Below are 15,334 nucleotides of genomic sequence, written 5' to 3' on the forward strand. Positions count from 1 at the left end.
GCATGAAGCTCACCAAGAAGTCGCACTCCTGCGTCCGCCTCGAAAAGGACGGGCGGACGCTCGTCCTCGACCCCGGCGGATTCACCGAGGAGGACGCCGCCCTCGGCGCGGACGCGATCCTCGTCACGCACGAGCACCCGGACCACTTCGACGAGCTGCGGCTGCGCGCCGCGATGGAGGACAATCCGGCCGCCGAGATCTGGACGCTCCGGTCGGTCGCGGAGAGGATCTCGACGGCGTTCCCGGGCCGCGTGCACGCCGTCGGGCACGGCGACACCTTCACCGCCGCCGGTTTCGACGTACAGGTCCACGGAGAGCTGCACGCGGTCATCCACCCGGACATCCCGCGCATCACGAACGTCGGGTTCCTCGTGGACGGCGGCAAGGTCTTCCATCCCGGTGACGCCCTCACCGTTCCCGACCACCCGGTGGAGACGCTGATGCTGCCGGTCATGGCCCCCTGGAACAAAATCGCCGAGGTCATCGAGTACGTCCGCGAGGTCCGGCCGCAGCGTGCCTACGACATTCACGACGCGCTCCTGACCGACCTCGCACGCCCGATCTACGACCGCCAGATCGGCGAGCTGGGCGGCGCCGAGCACCTGCGGCTGACCCCGGGCGACTCCGCCCGGGTGTGAGATCCCGCCACCGGGCCGCCCCTCCAGGCCCGCCCCCGGGCGGGGGCCCCGGCCCGGACCGCGTTGTCAGTCCCGCCCGGTAGGTTGTGGGACATGCGTATCGCGACCTGGAACGTGAACTCGATCACCGCCCGCCTGCCGAGGCTGCTCGCCTGGCTGGAGAGCAGCGGCACCGACGTGCTGTGCCTCCAGGAGGCCAAGGTCGCCGAGGCACAGTTCCCCTTCGACGAGCTGCGCAAGGCGGGCTACGAGGCGGCGGTCCACGCCACCGGCCGGTGGAACGGCGTGGCGGTGCTCTCCCGCGTGGGCCTCGAAGACGTGGTCAAGGGCCTGCCCGGTGACCCGGGCTACGAGGGCGTCCAGGAGCCCCGCGCGATCTCCGCCACCTGCGGTCCGGTCCGCGTCTGGTCGGTGTACGTGCCCAACGGCCGTGAGGTGGAGCACCCCCACTACGCCTACAAGCTCCAGTGGTTCGAGGCGCTGCGCGCCGCCGTCGAGGGCGACGCCTCCGGCAGCCGCCCCTTCGCCGTGCTGGGCGACTACAACGTCGCGCCGACGGACGAGGACGTCCACGACCGCGCCGCTTTCGAGGGTGCCACCCATGTCACCCCCGCCGAGCGCGCCGCCCTCGCCTCCCTGCGCGGCGTCGGCCTGTCCGACGTGGTGCCGCGCCCGCTGAAGTACGACCACCCCTTCACGTACTGGGACTACCGCCAGCTCTGCTTCCCCAAGAACCGGGGCATGCGCATCGACCTGGTGTACGGGAACGAGACCTTCGCCAAGGCGGTCACCGACTCCTACGTCGACCGCGAGGAGCGCAAGGGCAAGGGCGCCTCGGACCACGCGCCGGTCGTGGTGGACCTGGACCTGTAGCCCCGAACCCCCTGCGTGCCCTGTGGTGCACATGGCGGTATGAATGACAGTGTGGAGGTATGAACTTCCCCTTCCTGGGCAAGCGGCGCCAAGACCCCCGGGCCCACGACGCGGAGGGCATCGGCGATCTGCTCGCCGACTGTGATCTGCTGCGTTCGCAGGCGCTGCGGGAGGGGGTCCGACTCGACGACTCCGCGCTCTCCCTGGAGCAGCTGGACCAGGTGCTGCCGCGCTGGCGGAGCGATGAGGACATCCTGTCCTGGCTCGGCAACGACGCCGGTCTGTACCTCGGCACGGTGATCGTGCGTACCGTGCCCGGCGCCGCCTGGACCATCCGGCCCGACGGTCAGCCCGTCGTCCGGCTGGGCTCCGGCCGGGAGTTCGACGTGGTGGCGTCCGGTCATGAGTGGGCGGCGGACGGCGTACCCGAACTCTCGCAGCTGTACGGCGAACTCGCCGAAGCGTGAATCTCCCGTTCTCCACCAGACCCACTCTTGCCGTAAATAGGGGTAATGCCTGAAGGGTGCGTGTCGGCGGCATACGCGAGGTTTGTCTCGATACGTTGCAGTGGTCCGAGCACATGGAGACGCACAGGAACGCACGGGGGACATACTCAGGTGCAGCCGGAGATCACTGCTCGCGCAGCGCAGTGGACACCACGACACGGTGTCCGCGGGCGAGGAGGAGGTCAGCTGCACACCGGGCTGGGCCCGGTGGGAGTTGCGGGAGGCCGGTGCCGGCGTCGGCAGGGGAGTGGTCGCCGCCCGCGTCACGTCCCCGACGAGTTCGACGACATCCGGGCCGTACGCCTGTGAGTTGGCCACCTTGAGCAGCAGCACGAAGGAGTTGTTGCCGTGCTTGCGGGCCAGCAGCACGTACTCCGTGACACCCGCGTCCAGGCGATAGCGCTCGCTGCCGATCTGGAAGGCGCCCCGGTCCGGACCGGGTTCGGGATCGACGTTGACCCGCACCCCGGGCAGCATGGCGGCCATGTGGGCCACCATGCGCCGGTTCAAACGCGTTCCAGGAGGCCCACCTTGAACTCATCTTTATGACAGGTGCTTGACCTGCGCATATGCAAGGGCGCCCGTCTAGGTGGGGCCTCTGCACCGCAGAAGGGTGGTCCGACAACCAACGGGTGTTCATGGTGTCCCGGTGCCCTGCGGGTCGTTACGGAGTTCCTGCGGCGGGCCGGCCCGCAAGACATTGACGTGGAAACGTCCGAACTGATCGAGTGGCCGCGGTGGGGCCCGGAGGTCTGGACGGTCCGTACCTGAACACGCTCTGTGCAGGGTGTAACGCGCGGCGGGCATGCGGCCAGAGCGTCGTGTGGAAGACACGACCGCGTGCTGTGGAGCCTGTCCGGTCGATGCTCACCAAGTCCGCGGTCGGACCCCACCTGCCGCCCTTACCGCGGCATCGAGGACATCACTGTTGAGGCGGGGGAGCAGCCGCATCACGGTGGTGGGGTGAGGCATCGTGATCGCCTTGCTGAACGGGTCAAACGTGAAGCCGAGAGCCCGAAGGACCCAGCGTGGGGCGTCCGCGATCCATTCGGCCATCGCGGTCAAGGTTCTCGCACCGGCCAGCACGCCGGCTGCGGCGGCCGTCACGGTCGCCACCAGCGGAAAACGCCGGCCGCGGCGGTTACGCGGATCCGGCAGGCCCGCGAGGGAGTGGGCGAGGCACACCGCGTCGGGACGGGTGTCCGGAGTAACTCGCCGTGTTTCGTGTCGGTCGTCGTTGCTACGGCTGATGCGTTCGCGCAGTTTCAGCAGGCCCGTGCGTTCGGTGGAGTAGCCGACGGCCTTCAGCGCCTTGGTGCCTCGTTGCTCGAGGCTGCTCCGCTTCTTGCCGCTTGCCTCGACGGCCTCACGTACGGCCTTCCCCATCCCTTTGGGGGACGGACTGCATCAGCTGAGGCAGGTAGAGGACGGCGACCTCGGCAGCTCCCTGATTGACCGCGAGCATGGGGACCAGGATTTGCTGGACCAGTTCACGGCGCACGGCTGGTGCGGCGACGTTCGCGGCCTTCCACAGGTCGAGTACGGCTCGGCGGTCGGGATTCCTGGATGCCCGGGTGTACCCGTCGATCAGCAGCTCGGCCGCGAATGCCTCGGGTAGCGACGGCCATCCTGCTGTCACCAGCGTCTGCTCCGGCAAGCGGGTGCCCGGGCCTCCCAGCAGATCCCTCCAGAAGCCGGACTGGTCCCGCGCTGGGAGACCAGCGAGGCGCGAGGCCACGGCCTGAAGCAGCGTCGAGTCGGTCTGCAGCGGCGACTGCGGAAGGCGCCGATGACTAGGAGGATCCGCTGCGGCGTGGGTAACTGCACCAGCCACCGCTTGTGGTGTCAGGGAACGATGCGCTGCAGCAATGGACTGCCCTCATGTGTCCGGCCCCCGGTTCGGGTCGGCTCTCCGTAGACATGAGGCATTGCCGAGCCGGTGGATGCGCGAGGCGTTGCCCCGTCCACCGGCCCGGCCCTCATGCGTCACACCAGAGGTGCGGCCACAGTTGGTCAGAAAAGATCGAGCTGGGCGGATTCGGTTGCTCCCAGCATGCGGCACTCCCCGGTTTCCCCGTCGACGCGGATGTAGCCCGTGCCGATGGCCATGTCCCGGAGGTCCCCGGTGCGGAGGTAGGCGACCGATTGGCAGTCGAAGTAGAAGGCGGTGCCCACCTGGGTGCGCTCTCCCTCGACGAGCGCGAAGGCCATGCCCTCATGGCTGACGTCGGTCACTACGCCGAAGGGCAACCGGACCACCTGCACCTACTTCCCGTCAGGGCAGGTGAAGACGGTCGCCGATCCGCGCGGCAACGTCGACGGTGCGAACCCGGCGAAGTACACGACCGCCTACAGCCACGACGCCGCCGACCGCGTCAAGACCGTCACCGACGCCCTCGGTCACACCACCTCGTCCACCCACGACGCCGACGGCAACCGCACCGCTGTCAAGAGGGACAACACACTCGACCAGCGTGGCGCTGATGCCGGCCGCCACCACTCCCAGGACGATGTTGCGTACGTCGTCGGTCATGGGCGCGCATGCTAGCGGGCGGCCGCGTACCCGTGTTCGACGGGCCGCGTTGTGCGGGCGCCCACGCGCATGGTCCGTGCTCCTGACGCGGCCATGACGATCAACTAAGCTGCCCGGACGGCCTTTACCTGGAGGTGCGGATGCGTCGCCCTGTCGCACGGAATCTGACGGTCCTGGCGGTCTCGGCCGCCGTGGTGTCGGTGGGGGCGGCCGCGCCACCCGCACCCCAGAGCAGACCCGCCGCGCCCAAGACCCCGGTCGCCGTCGGGTACGGCGGCGCGGTCGCCAGCGTCGACCGGGACGCCTCCGCCGCCGGTATCGAGGTGCTGCGCAAGGGCGGCAACGCAGTCGACGCCGCCGTGGCCACCGCGGCCGCGCTCGGGGTCACCGAGCCGTACTCCGCCGGTGTCGGAGGCGGCGGCTACTTCGTCTACTACGACGCCCAGTCCCGCACCGTACGCACCGTCGACGGCCGTGAGACCGCGCCGCTCACCGCCGACGCGAAGCTCTTCACGGAGAACGGCCGGCCGCTCGCCTTCGCCGACGCCGTCACCAGCGGCCTGTCCGTCGGCACTCCGGGGGCCCCGGCCACCTGGCAGACCGCGCTCGACCGTTGGGGCAGCCGAAAGCTCTCCTCCGTGCTGAAGCCCGCCGAGCGCCTCGCCCGGCACGGCTTCACCGTCGACGAGACCTTCCGCTCCCAGACCGCCTCCAACGAGCAGCGGTTCCGCTACTTCCCCGACACCGCCGAGCTGTTCCTGCCCGGCGGAAAGCTCCCGGTCGTCGGCTCCACGTTCAGGAACCCGGACCTGGCGCGCACCTACCGGGAGCTGGGCCGCGAGGGCGTCGGCGCGATCTACCACGGCGAACTCGGCGAGGACATCGTCGACACCGTCAACAAGCCGCCCGTCGACCCGGACTCCGGCTGGAACGCCCGCCCCGGCGGCCTGTCCGCCAAGGACCTCGCCGCCTACGAGGCCAAGCTCCAGGCACCCACCAGGACCTCCTACCGCGGGCTGAACGTCTACTCCATCGCGCCCTCCTCCTCCGGCGGCAGCACGGTCGGCGAGGCCCTCAACATCCTGGAGCGCACCGACCTCTCCACGGCGGACAAGGCCGCGTACCTGCACCGCTACATCGAGGCCAGCCGCATCGCGTTCGCCGACCGCGGGCGCTGGATCGGCGACCCGGCCTTCGAGGACGTACCGGCGAAGGAGTTGCTGTCGCAGCGGTACGCCGACTCGCGCGAGTGCCTGATCCGGGACGACGCGGTGCTCACCAGCCCGCTCGCGCCCGGCGACCCGAGGCATCCGGCCCCCTGCGCGGGCGGCGGCACGGCGGCGCCGACGACGTACGAGGGCGAGAACACCACGCACCTGACCGTGGCCGACAAGTGGGGGAACGTCGTCGCCTACACCCTCACCATCGAGCAGACCGGCGGCAGCGGCATCACCGTGCCCGGGCGCGGCTTCCTGCTCAACAATGAGCTGACGGACTTCTCCTTCGCCCCGGCCGCCCCGGCTGTCCACGACCCGAACCTGCCAGGGCCCGGCAAGCGCCCCCGCTCCTCGATCGCGCCGACGATCGTCCTGGACCGGCACCACAAGCCGGTGGTGGCCCTCGGTTCACCCGGCGGCGCCACCATCATCACCACCGTGCTCCAGACCCTCACCGGCTTCGTCGACCGCGGACTCCCGCTCGTCGACGCGATCGCCGCCCCGCGCGCCAGCCAGCGCAACGCCGCCCGGACCGACCTGGAGCCCGGCCTCTACGACAGCGGCGTACGGGCGGAACTGGAGGCTCTCGGACACTCCTTCGGACTCAGCCCCGAGATCGGCGCCGCGACCGGTGTGCAGCGGCTGCCCAACGGCAGGTGGCTGGCCGCCGCCGAGAAGGAACGACGCGGCGGCGGTTCGGCGATGGTGGTGTGGCCGGCGCGTTAGCCGGGACCGACCGGCGGCGACTCACAGTTCGGGGACGGGCCGCTCGGGCGTACGGAACGCCAGCCGCCCGTCCTCGACGTCGACCGTCACCCGGCCGCCCTCCGCCACCCGGCCGTCGAGCAGCAGCCGGGACAGCTCGTTGTCGACCTCGCGCTGGATGGTGCGGCGCAGCGGACGGGCGCCGTACTCGGGCTGGTAGCCGCGCTCGGCGATCCAGTCCACGGCCGCGTCGGTGAAGTCGACGGTGATGTCCTGCGCCCGCACCATGCGCCGGGTCTGTTCCAGCAGGAGGCTGGTGATCCGCCGCAGCTGTTCGACGCTGAGCTGGCGGAAGACCACGATCTCGTCGACGCGGTTGAGGAACTCGGGCCTGAAGTGCTCGCGCAGCGGCCGCAGCACCTGCTCGCGCCGCGCCTCCTCGTCCGCCTCCGCGCCACCCGCGCCGAAGCCGATGCCGGCGCCGCGCCGGGTGATCACGTCGGAGCCCAGGTTGCTGGTCATCACCACGACCGTGTTGGTGAAGTCCACCGTCCGGCCCTGGGAGTCGGTCAGCCGGCCGTCGTCCAGGACCTGGAGCAGGATGTTGAAGACGTCCGGGTGCGCCTTCTCCACCTCGTCGAGCAGCAGCAGCGAGTACGGGTGCCGGCGCACCACCTCGGTGAGCTGACCGGCCTCCTCGTGCCCGACGTAACCGGGCGGCGCGCCGACCAGGCGGCTGACCGTGTGGCGCTCCTGGTACTCGCTCATGTCGAGGCGGACCATCCGGTCCTCGCTGCCGAACAGCGCCTCCGCCAGCGCCCGGGCCAGCTCCGTCTTGCCGACGCCGGTCGGGCCGAGGAAGAGGAAGCTGCCGATGGGCCGGTCCGGACTGGAGAGCCCGGCGCGGGAGCGCAGCACGGCGTCGGAGACGACCCGTACCGCCTCGTCCTGGCCGACCACCCGCTCGTGCAGGTGGGACTCCAGACCCAGCAGGCGCTCCTTCTCCTCCTGGGTGAGGCTGCTGACCGGGATGCCGGTCTGGCGGGAGACCACCTCGGCGATGGACTCGGTGCCGACGACCAGGTTCAGCCCCTCGTCGGCCTCGCCGTCGCCCGTTGCCTCGGTGATCCGCTGCTTCAGCTCGACGATCCGGTCGCGCAGCCGGGTCGCCTGCTCGTACTGCTCGTCCGCGACCGCCTGGTCCTTGTCCCGGACGAGCTGGTCGACCTCCCGCTCCAGGGCCCGTACGTCCGTGCCCTTGGTGCGCGACTGGAGCCGTACGCGGGCGCCGGCCTGGTCGATCAGGTCGATCGCCTTGTCCGGCAGCCGCCGGTCGGTGAGGTAGCGGTCGGACATCTCCACGGCCGCCACCAGTGCCTCGTCCGTGTAGCGGACCTGGTGGTGGGCCTCGTAGCGGTCGCGCAGCCCGCGCAGGATCTCGATCGCGTCGACGACGGTCGGCTCCGGCACCAGGATCGGCTGGAAGCGGCGGGCGAGGGCCGCGTCCTTCTCGATCCTGCGGAACTCCTCCAGCGTGGTGGCGCCCACGATGTGCAGCTCGCCGCGCGCCAGGGCCGGCTTGAGGATGTTCCCGGCGTCCATCGACCCGCTCTCGCCGCCCCCGCCGGCGCCGACGACGGTGTGCAGCTCGTCGATGAAGATGATCAACTCGTCGGAGTGGGCGCGGATCTCGCCCACGATGTTGTTCATCCGCTCCTCGAAGTCGCCCCGGAAGCGGGTGCCGGCGACCACGCCGGTCAGGTCCAGCGCGACCACCCGCCGTCCGATCAGTACGTCGGGCACGTCGCCGTCCGTGATGCGCTGCGCCAGCCCCTCCACGATCGCGGTCTTGCCGACACCGGCGTCACCGATCAGCACGGGGTTGTTCTTGCCGCGCCGGGAGAGCACCTCGATGGTCTGCTCGATCTCCTCCTCGCGGCCGATCACCGGGTCGATCCGGCCCTGCTGGGCCAGGTCGGTGAGGTCGCGGCCGTACTTGTCGAGGGTCGGAGTGTTCGTGGTCCGGGGTTTCTCCGCGCGGCCCTTGGCGGCGTCGGGCGTCTCCGTGGGCAGGCCCGAGGGGGCGAACCGGGCGGCGTTCAGGATGTGTCCGGCGGCCGAGTCCGGGTTGGCGGCCAGGGCGCTGAGCACATGCTCCGGGCCGATGTACCCGGTGCCGGTCGAGCGGGCCAGTTCGTGCGCGTCCAGCAGGGCGCGCTTGACGGCCGGAGTGAGCGAGAGCGACGTGGGCGGCGGGGCCTCGCCCGGCGCGTGCTGCACCGGACCGGTCCGCTCGTCGATCTGCGAGGCCAGCGCGTCGGGGTCGGCGCCGGCCCGGCTGAGCAGGCCCCGGGTCGGCTCGGTGGCGAGCGCGGCCCGCAGCAGGTGCTCGGTGTCGAGGTCCCGGCTGCCGTGCTCGGCGGCGTACTGGGCGGCCCCGCGCACCAGCTCCCGGGCGGGCTGGCTGAGCAGTCGGCCGATGTCGATCTGCCGGGGCCTGGGCCCGCCGAAGAAGCGGGCCAGGAATTCCGCGAACGGGTCACCCTCCGGGCCCATGAAGCCGCTGCTCATCGTGTACGGACCTCCGCTGCATCGCTGATCGACGTGCCGGGGCCGGGTAACCCGGTCGGCGTGCGGTCATGCCCAACATGACACGTTCTGTTCCGCCGGGCATGCCGGGGGCCGGGCGGGCGGAGCACCTCGCGAAGGGGGTCACTCAGCGGCTCACAGGCCGTTCCTCGACGTCAGGACGCGCGGACCGCCGTCCGTGATGGCCACGGTGTGCTCCGCGTGCGCCGCGCGGGAACCGTCGTTGGTGCGCAGGGTCCAGCCGTCCGCGGCCGCGTGGTAGTCGTCCCGGCCGCTGCCGATCAGCATGGGCTCGATGGCGAGGACCATGCCGTGCCGCAGCGGGAGCCCGCGTCCCGGGCGGCCCTCGTTGGGCACCCCGGGGTCCTCGTGCATACGCCGGCCGATGCCGTGACCGCCGAAGTCCTCCATGATTCCGTAGCCGGCCGACCGGCACACCCTGCCGATCGCGTGGGAGATGTCGCCGATGCGATTGCCGACGACGGCCGCCCCGATGCCCGCGTCGAGGGCCCGCTCCGCGGTCTCGACCAGTGTCATGTCCGCCGCGCGCGGGGTGCCCACGACGAAGCTGAGCGCCGAGTCGCCGGCCCAGCCGTCCAGCGTCGCCCCGCAGTCGATGGAGACCAGGTCCCCGTCGCGCAGCCGGTAGCCGTCCGGGATGCCGTGCACGATCGCGTCGTTCACCGACGCGCAGATGACGCCCGGGAAGGGCGTCGGCGCGAAGGAGGGCCGGTAGCCCAGGAACGGCGAGCCGGCGCCCGCCTCCCGCAGCACCTCGCGCGCCACCGCGTCCAGCTCCAGCAGGGACACGCCCACGTCCGCGGCGCGCCGCACGGCCGTCAGGGCGCGCGCGACGACCTGCCCGGCCTCGTGCATGGCGTCGATCGATGTATCCGTCTTCAGTTCCACCATGCCAATTACTATACCGGTATTTAATTGGGTTCACCGATCGCGAGCCGCCGATCGCGAGCCGCCGATCGCGAGCCGCCGGTCGCGGGACATCGGAGCCGGTACGGGAAGCCGGTATTAGAATGACGGCATGGTACGCACCCCTCTGACCCCCGAAGAGCGCGAGCGCGGCGAACGGCTCGGGCGCCTGCTCCGCGCCGCGCGCGGCGAGCGGAGCATGACGGAGGTCGCCGCGCGGGCCGGCATCTCCGCGGAGACCCTGCGCAAGATCGAGACCGGCCGCGCGCCCACCCCGGCGTTCTTCACGGTGGCCGCGCTGGCCGGTGCGCTGGGACTGTCGATGGACGAGCTGGTGGGGAGGTGTGTGCCCGCGGCGCTCTGAGGGTGGCGCCGCTCCGGTGCCACTCACCCACAGGAGTGCGAAACGTGATCGACACCGCGCCTTGACGACGATGGTCTTGGCAAGCCCGTCCGGCCAGGCTTACGTTCGTCCCTCTACGGCCTGCTCTACGGGCGTAGAGGCTCTGACGTCGTGTCGAAGGAGCAGCTCATGGCCAACGTCGTACGTGCCGCTCTCGTCCAGGCCACCTGGACCGGCGACACCGAGTCCATGGTGGCGAAACACGAGGAGCACGCCCGTGAGGCCGCCCGGCGGGGCGCCAAGGTCATCGGATTCCAGGACGTCTTCAACGCCCCCTACTTCTGCCAGGTCCAGGACCCCGGGCACTACCGCTGGGCCGAACCCGTGCCCGACGGGCCGACCACCCGCCGCATGCAGGCACTCGCCCGCGAGACCGGCATGGTCGTCGTCGTCCCCGTCTTCGAGGTCGAGCAGTCCGGCTTCTACTACAACACCGCGGCCGTGATCGACGCCGACGGCACCGTCCTCGGCACCTACCGCAAGCACCACATCCCGCAGGTCAAGGGCTTCTGGGAGAAGTTCTACTTCCGCCCCGGCAACCTCGGCTGGCCGGTCTTCGACACCGCCGTGGGCAAGGTCGGCGTGTACATCTGCTACGACCGGCACTTCCCCGAGGGCTGGCGCCAACTCGGCCTGGGCGGCGCCCAGCTGGTGTACAACCCGTCCGCCACCCACCGCGGCCTCTCCGCCCACCTGTGGCAGCTGGAACAGCCCGCGGCCGCCGTCGCCAACGAGTACTTCGTCGCCGCCATCAACCGGGTCGGCGTCGAGGAGTACGGGGACAACGACTTCTACGGGACGTCGTACTTCGTGGACCCGCGCGGGCAGTTCGTCGGCGACCCGGCCAGCGACACCGAGGAGGAGCTCGTCGTCCGCGACCTGGACTTCGACCTCATCGACGAGGTGCGGCAGCAGTGGGCCTTCTACCGCGACCGCCGCCCCGACGCCTACGAGGGACTGGTGCGGCCGTGACCCGTGACCTGTTCGGCCGCCACCGCGCCGTCCTGCCCGACTGGCTCGCCCTCTACTACGAGGACCCGCTGGAGATCACCCACGGCGAGGGCCGGCACGTCTGGGACGCCGCCGGCAACAAGTACCTCGACTTCTTCGGCGGCATCCTCACCACGATGACCGCGCACGCCCTGCCCGAGGTGACCAAGGCCGTCGCCGAGCAGGCCGGGCGGATCATCCACTCCTCCACGCTCTACCTCAACCGGCCGATGGTCGAGCTCGCCGAGCGCGTCGCCCGGCTGTCCGGCATCCCCGACGCCCGCGTCTTCTTCACCACCTCGGGCACCGAGGCCAACGACACCGCCCTGCTGCTCGCCACCGCCTACCGGCGCAGCAACACCCTCCTGGCGATGCGCAACAGCTACCACGGCCGCTCCTTCAGCTCCGTCGGCATCACCGGCAACCGCGGCTGGTCCCCGACCTCCCTCTCCCCGCTCCAGACCCTCTACGTCCACGGCGGCGTGCGCACCCGCGGCCCCTACGCGCACCTGGACGACCGGGACTTCACCGACGCCTGCGTCGCCGACCTGAAGGACCTCCTCGGCCACACCCGCGCCCCCGCCGCACTGATCGCCGAACCCGTCCAGGGCGTCGGCGGCTTCACCTCCCCGCCGGACGGCCTGTACGCCGCCTTCCGCGAGGTGCTGCACGAGCGGGGCATCCTGTGGATCGCCGACGAGGTGCAGACCGGCTGGGGGCGCACCGGTGAGCACTTCTGGGGCTGGCAGGCGCACGGGCGGAGCGGCCCGCCGGACATCGTGACGTTCGCCAAGGGCATCGGCAACGGCATGTCGATCGGCGGTGTCATCGCCCGCGCCGAGATCATGAACTGCCTGGACGCCAACAGCATCTCCACCTTCGGCGGCACCCAGGTCACCATGGCCGCCGGCCTCGCCAACCTCACCTACCTGCTGGAACACGACCTCCAGGGCAACGCCCGGCGCGTCGGCGGACTGCTCATCGAGCGGCTGCGCGCCGTCGCCGCCCAGGTGCCGCACGTACGGGAGGTGCGCGGACGCGGGCTGATGATCGGCGTCGAGCTGACCCGGCCCGGCACCGACGAGGCCGCTCCCGAGGCGGCGGCCACCGTGCTGGAGGAGGCCCGCGCGGGCGGGCTGCTCATCGGCAAGGGCGGCGGACACGACACCAGCGCCCTGCGCATCGCCCCGCCCATGTCCCTCACCGTCGCGGAGGCCGAGGAGGGTGCCGCGATCCTCGAACGCGCCCTGCGGAGCATCTGAGCACGCGCTTCGCGGAGCAGATGTGCACGCGCTTCGCGGAGCAGATGTGCACGCGCTTCGCGGAGCAGATGTGCACGCGCTCCGCGGAGCATCCGACAGCAGCGTCCCGAGCAGAGGAACCGCAGCCATGACCGCCACCTCGGAGACCTCGGCCCCGCAGCCCTGGGAACCCGCCCTGTCGGTCCGCCAGGTCCTGGACCTGGAGCGGGTGCTGGCCGGACAGCCCGAGGTGGTGGCCGGCGCCCACCGGCTCGACCGGCCCGTGCGCTGGGTGCACGTCGCCGAGGCGGCCGACGTCGGCGTGATGCTCAGCGGCGGCGAGATGGTCCTCACCACCGGCGTGCTGCTCGCCGGTGACGAGGACAAGCAGGGCGAGTACATCCGCTCACTGGACCGCGCGGAGGCCGCGGCCGTCGTGCTCGGCCTCGGCCGGGCCTTCCCCACTGCGCCGGACGTGATGCGCAGGGCGGCCGAGCGCTGCGGGCTGCCCATGGTCGTCCTGCACCGCCCCTTCCCCTTCGCCGAACTCACCGAAGAGGTGCAGTCCCGGCTGCTGCGGCGCAAGTTCGCCGCCGTCAGCCTCTCCGAGGCCGTCCGCACCGAACTGACCGGCCTGATCACCGCGGGCGCCCCGGCGCAGCGCCTGCTCGACGAGGTGGCCCGGCACGGAGGCTGCCCGGTCGTCGTCACCAACCTCGCCCACCGCGTCCTCGCCACGGCGGGCGAGCGGGCGGCCGTCGACGACGTGCTGCGGGACTGGGACCGCATCGCCCGCCAGGCCGGTGCCGGGTCGGCCGACGGCTGGATCCGCGCCGAACTGAGCTGCCGCGGGGAACGCTGGGGACGGCTGGTGCTGTGCGGACACCGGGGCGACCGGGCGGCCGGACGCCTGCTCGCCGACCGGGCCGCCGAGGCCCTCGTCCTGCACCGCATGCTCGGCGGGCAGTCGACGCCCACCTGGGAGGAGCAGTCCGCGCACGGCCTGCTCACCGACCTCGTCGACGGGGCCGTACCGGCGCGGCAGCTGCTGCCGAGGGCGCGGGCGGCCGGACTGCCGGTCAACCGGCGGGCGTTCGTTCCCCTGGTCGTCCGCGACGCGGCGCCGGGCCGCCTCGACCGCGTACTGCGGGTGCTGGGCCTGCCCGGGATCGTAGCGAGGCTCACCGACGGCACGGCGGCCGTCCTGCTCAGCCTCGCCCCCGACCAGGACGCCAGGGCACTGACCGCCCACTTCGCGACACGGCTGCGGTCGGAACCGGACTCCTCCCGCGCCGTGGTCGCGGCGGCCGACGCGCGCGCCGACTGGACCGCCGTACCCGCCGGACTGCGCGAGGCCCAGCACGTCGCGGACGCCGTCGCCGACTCCGCGGCCGCCCTCGACCCGCCACCCGTGGTGCGCCTGCGCGACGTCCACCTGCGCGGGCTCGTGCGGCTGCTGCGCGACGACCCGCACGTGCAGTCCTTCGCCGAGCGGGAGCTGGACGGACTGCTGCGCGGCGCCGACCCGGACCTGCTGCCGGTGCTGCGCACCTACCTCGCCACCGGACGCAACAAGTCCCGCACCGCCCAGCTCCACCACGTCTCCCGGCCCGCCCTCTACCGGCGTCTGGAGGCGATACAGGGCCGCCTCGGCGTCGACCTCGACGACTTCGAACAGGCCGCCTCCGTCCACATCGCGCTCCTCGCCCACGACGCGCAACAGGGGTGACACCGTGCCATGCCCGAGCCCCGCAGACGTGACACCGTGCCACTCATTCCGGCCACCCGCCGTCCCTAGTCTCGCCGTACACCGAGCGCCACACCGAGCGAGTGGAGGCCGAAGATGAACCGAGTGATCCGTGCCGCGCTCTTCCAGACCGCCTGGACGGGCGACAGGGAATCGATGATCCAGGTCCACGAGCAGGCGGTGCGCGACGCCGCCGCCCAGGGCGCACAGGTCATGTGCTTCCAGGAGCTGTTCTACGGACCGTACTTCTGCCAGGTCCAGGACCCCGGGTTCTACGCCTACGCCGAGCACGTCCCCGACGGCCCGATCGTCGAGCGCTTCCAGCGGCTCGCCCGCGAGCACGGCATCGTCCTGGTGCTTCCCATGTACGAGGAGGAGCAGCCCGGCGTCCTCTACAACACCGCCGCCGTCATCGACGCCGACGGCTCCTACCTCGGCAAGTACCGCAAGACGCACATCCCGCAAGTACGCGGCTTCTGGGAGAAGTTCTACTTCCGCCCCGGCAACTCCGGCTGGCCGGTCTTCGACACCGCCGTGGGCAAGGTCGGCGTGTACATCTGCTACGACCGGCACTTCCCCGAGGGCTGGCGGGCCCTGGGCCTGGCGGGCGCCGAGGTCGTCTTCAACCCGTCGGCCACCTCGCGCGGCCTCTCCGGCTACCTGTGGCAGCTGGAACAGCCGGCGGCGGCCGTCGCCAACGAGTACTTCGTCGGCGCGATCAACCGCGTCGGCGTCGAGGAGTACGGCGACAACGACTTCTACGGCACCTCGTACTTCGTCGACCCGGAGGCGCGGTTCGTCGGCGAGGTCGCGAGCGACAAGGAGAGCGAACTCGTCGTCCGCGACCTCGACCTGGGCAAGCTGCGCGAGGTCCGCGACCGCTGGCAGTTCTACCGGGACCGCGCGCCGGGCGCGTACTCCCCGCTGACCGCGCCCTGACCCACCGGGGCCCCTGACAGGAGGGA

Annotated in this window: 15 protein-coding genes and 1 pseudogene; 10 read left to right on the forward strand and 6 right to left on the reverse strand. The window is 71.5% G+C overall.

Annotated features, from left to right (window positions below; translation table 11 throughout):
• Positions 1–2: 2 nt before the first annotated feature.
• The 3 genes from ACGFYH_RS26360 to ACGFYH_RS26370 all read left to right on the forward strand — a co-directional run bounded on the left by ACGFYH_RS26360 (position 3) and on the right by ACGFYH_RS26370 (position 1,978).
• Positions 3–638, forward strand: coding sequence for an MBL fold metallo-hydrolase (locus tag ACGFYH_RS26360; protein WP_393805645.1), 636 nt, complete (start codon positions 3–5; stop codon positions 636–638).
• Between the two features lie 93 nt (positions 639–731).
• On the forward strand, positions 732–1,511 hold the full coding sequence (locus ACGFYH_RS26365; RefSeq protein ID WP_393805646.1) for an exodeoxyribonuclease III: 780 nt from the start codon (positions 732–734) through the stop codon (positions 1,509–1,511).
• A 59-nt stretch (positions 1,512–1,570) separates the two neighbouring features.
• Positions 1,571–1,978, forward strand: a complete 408-nt coding sequence (locus tag ACGFYH_RS26370; RefSeq protein ID WP_393805647.1) for a DUF6278 family protein — start codon at positions 1,571–1,573, stop codon at positions 1,976–1,978.
• A 240-nt stretch (positions 1,979–2,218) separates the two neighbouring features.
• Here the strand turns inward: ACGFYH_RS26370 and ACGFYH_RS26375 are convergent.
• The 4 genes and pseudogenes from ACGFYH_RS26375 to ACGFYH_RS26390 form a co-directional block, all read right to left on the reverse strand.
• Positions 2,219–2,545 (reverse strand): annotated as a pseudogene (locus ACGFYH_RS26375) (hypothetical protein); the annotation flags it as partial.
• 339 nt (positions 2,546–2,884) lie between these two features.
• Positions 2,885–3,403, reverse strand: a complete 519-nt coding sequence (locus tag ACGFYH_RS26380) for a transposase family protein (RefSeq protein WP_393805648.1) — start codon at positions 3,401–3,403, stop codon at positions 2,885–2,887.
• On the reverse strand, positions 3,384–3,656 hold the full coding sequence (locus tag ACGFYH_RS26385) for a hypothetical protein (protein ID WP_393805649.1): 273 nt from the start codon (positions 3,654–3,656) through the stop codon (positions 3,384–3,386). Before ACGFYH_RS26385 ends, ACGFYH_RS26380 begins: the two co-directional genes overlap by 20 nt.
• Positions 3,657–4,030: 374 nt before the next feature.
• Positions 4,031–4,228, reverse strand: coding sequence for a hypothetical protein (locus ACGFYH_RS26390; RefSeq protein WP_393805650.1), 198 nt, complete (start codon positions 4,226–4,228; stop codon positions 4,031–4,033).
• On the opposite strand from ACGFYH_RS26390, the gene ACGFYH_RS26395 reads away from it, so the two are divergent.
• Complete coding sequence (locus tag ACGFYH_RS26395) at positions 4,227–4,565, forward strand: RHS repeat domain-containing protein (protein ID WP_393805651.1); 339 nt, start codon at positions 4,227–4,229, stop codon at positions 4,563–4,565. The two genes, ACGFYH_RS26390 and ACGFYH_RS26395, sit on opposite strands and share 2 nt — an antisense overlap.
• 125 nt (positions 4,566–4,690) lie before the next feature.
• Complete coding sequence (ggt, locus tag ACGFYH_RS26400; RefSeq protein WP_393805652.1) at positions 4,691–6,493, forward strand: gamma-glutamyltransferase; 1,803 nt, start codon at positions 4,691–4,693, stop codon at positions 6,491–6,493.
• Positions 6,494–6,514: 21 nt separating this feature from the next.
• Here ggt and ACGFYH_RS26405 read toward each other — a convergent pair whose 3' ends face one another.
• Together ACGFYH_RS26405 and map are read right to left on the reverse strand one after the other, a co-directional pair.
• Positions 6,515–9,043, reverse strand: a complete 2,529-nt coding sequence (locus ACGFYH_RS26405; protein ID WP_393805653.1) for an ATP-dependent Clp protease ATP-binding subunit — start codon at positions 9,041–9,043, stop codon at positions 6,515–6,517.
• Positions 9,044–9,196: 153 nt separating this feature from the next.
• Positions 9,197–9,973 (reverse strand): type I methionyl aminopeptidase, encoded by a 777-nt coding sequence (gene map, locus ACGFYH_RS26410; RefSeq protein ID WP_393805654.1) that lies wholly within the window; start codon positions 9,971–9,973, stop codon positions 9,197–9,199.
• Positions 9,974–10,100: 127 nt separating this feature from the next.
• Between map and ACGFYH_RS26415 the strand changes: the two genes are divergently transcribed.
• From ACGFYH_RS26415 to ACGFYH_RS26435, 5 genes are all read left to right on the forward strand, one after another.
• Complete coding sequence (locus ACGFYH_RS26415; protein ID WP_393805655.1) at positions 10,101–10,352, forward strand: helix-turn-helix domain-containing protein; 252 nt, start codon at positions 10,101–10,103, stop codon at positions 10,350–10,352.
• Positions 10,353–10,520: 168 nt separating this feature from the next.
• On the forward strand, positions 10,521–11,363 hold the full coding sequence (locus tag ACGFYH_RS26420; protein WP_393805656.1) for a nitrilase-related carbon-nitrogen hydrolase: 843 nt from the start codon (positions 10,521–10,523) through the stop codon (positions 11,361–11,363).
• Positions 11,360–12,643, forward strand: a complete 1,284-nt coding sequence (locus ACGFYH_RS26425) for an aspartate aminotransferase family protein (RefSeq protein WP_393805657.1) — start codon at positions 11,360–11,362, stop codon at positions 12,641–12,643. The genes ACGFYH_RS26420 and ACGFYH_RS26425 overlap by 4 nt, the downstream gene beginning before the upstream one ends.
• 127 nt (positions 12,644–12,770) lie before the next feature.
• On the forward strand, positions 12,771–14,351 hold the full coding sequence (locus tag ACGFYH_RS26430; RefSeq protein WP_393805658.1) for a PucR family transcriptional regulator: 1,581 nt from the start codon (positions 12,771–12,773) through the stop codon (positions 14,349–14,351).
• Positions 14,352–14,465: 114 nt separating this feature from the next.
• Positions 14,466–15,308, forward strand: coding sequence for a nitrilase-related carbon-nitrogen hydrolase (locus ACGFYH_RS26435; protein ID WP_393805659.1), 843 nt, complete (start codon positions 14,466–14,468; stop codon positions 15,306–15,308).
• Positions 15,309–15,334 lie beyond the last annotated feature (26 nt).

Origin of the sequence: Streptomyces sp. NPDC048392, from assembly GCF_043200575.1 — a bacterium.
Lineage (GTDB): Bacteria > Actinomycetota > Actinomycetes > Streptomycetales > Streptomycetaceae > Streptomyces.

Excerpts from the sequence above, each read along its gene's own strand:
- ACGFYH_RS26370 (WP_393805647.1), top strand. The coding sequence starts at position 1,571 with ATGAACTTCCCCTTCCTGGGCAAGCGGCGCCAAGACCCCCGGGCCCAC.
- ACGFYH_RS26435 (WP_393805659.1), top strand. The coding sequence starts at position 14,466 with ATGAACCGAGTGATCCGTGCCGCGCTCTTCCAGACCGCCTGGACGGGC.
- ACGFYH_RS26415 (WP_393805655.1), top strand. The coding sequence starts at position 10,101 with ATGGTACGCACCCCTCTGACCCCCGAAGAGCGCGAGCGCGGCGAACGG.
- ACGFYH_RS26420 (WP_393805656.1), top strand. The coding sequence starts at position 10,521 with ATGGCCAACGTCGTACGTGCCGCTCTCGTCCAGGCCACCTGGACCGGC.
- ACGFYH_RS26430 (WP_393805658.1), top strand. The coding sequence starts at position 12,771 with ATGACCGCCACCTCGGAGACCTCGGCCCCGCAGCCCTGGGAACCCGCC.
- ACGFYH_RS26380 (WP_393805648.1), bottom strand. The coding sequence starts at position 3,403 with ATGGGGAAGGCCGTACGTGAGGCCGTCGAGGCAAGCGGCAAGAAGCGG.
- ACGFYH_RS26360 (WP_393805645.1), top strand. The coding sequence starts at position 3 with ATGAAGCTCACCAAGAAGTCGCACTCCTGCGTCCGCCTCGAAAAGGAC.
- ACGFYH_RS26395 (WP_393805651.1), top strand. The coding sequence starts at position 4,227 with ATGCCCTCATGGCTGACGTCGGTCACTACGCCGAAGGGCAACCGGACC.
- map (WP_393805654.1), bottom strand. The coding sequence starts at position 9,973 with ATGGTGGAACTGAAGACGGATACATCGATCGACGCCATGCACGAGGCC.
- ggt (WP_393805652.1), top strand. The coding sequence starts at position 4,691 with ATGCGTCGCCCTGTCGCACGGAATCTGACGGTCCTGGCGGTCTCGGCC.
- ACGFYH_RS26365 (WP_393805646.1), top strand. The coding sequence starts at position 732 with ATGCGTATCGCGACCTGGAACGTGAACTCGATCACCGCCCGCCTGCCG.
- ACGFYH_RS26390 (WP_393805650.1), bottom strand. The coding sequence starts at position 4,228 with ATGGCCTTCGCGCTCGTCGAGGGAGAGCGCACCCAGGTGGGCACCGCC.
- ACGFYH_RS26405 (WP_393805653.1), bottom strand. The coding sequence starts at position 9,043 with ATGAGCAGCGGCTTCATGGGCCCGGAGGGTGACCCGTTCGCGGAATTC.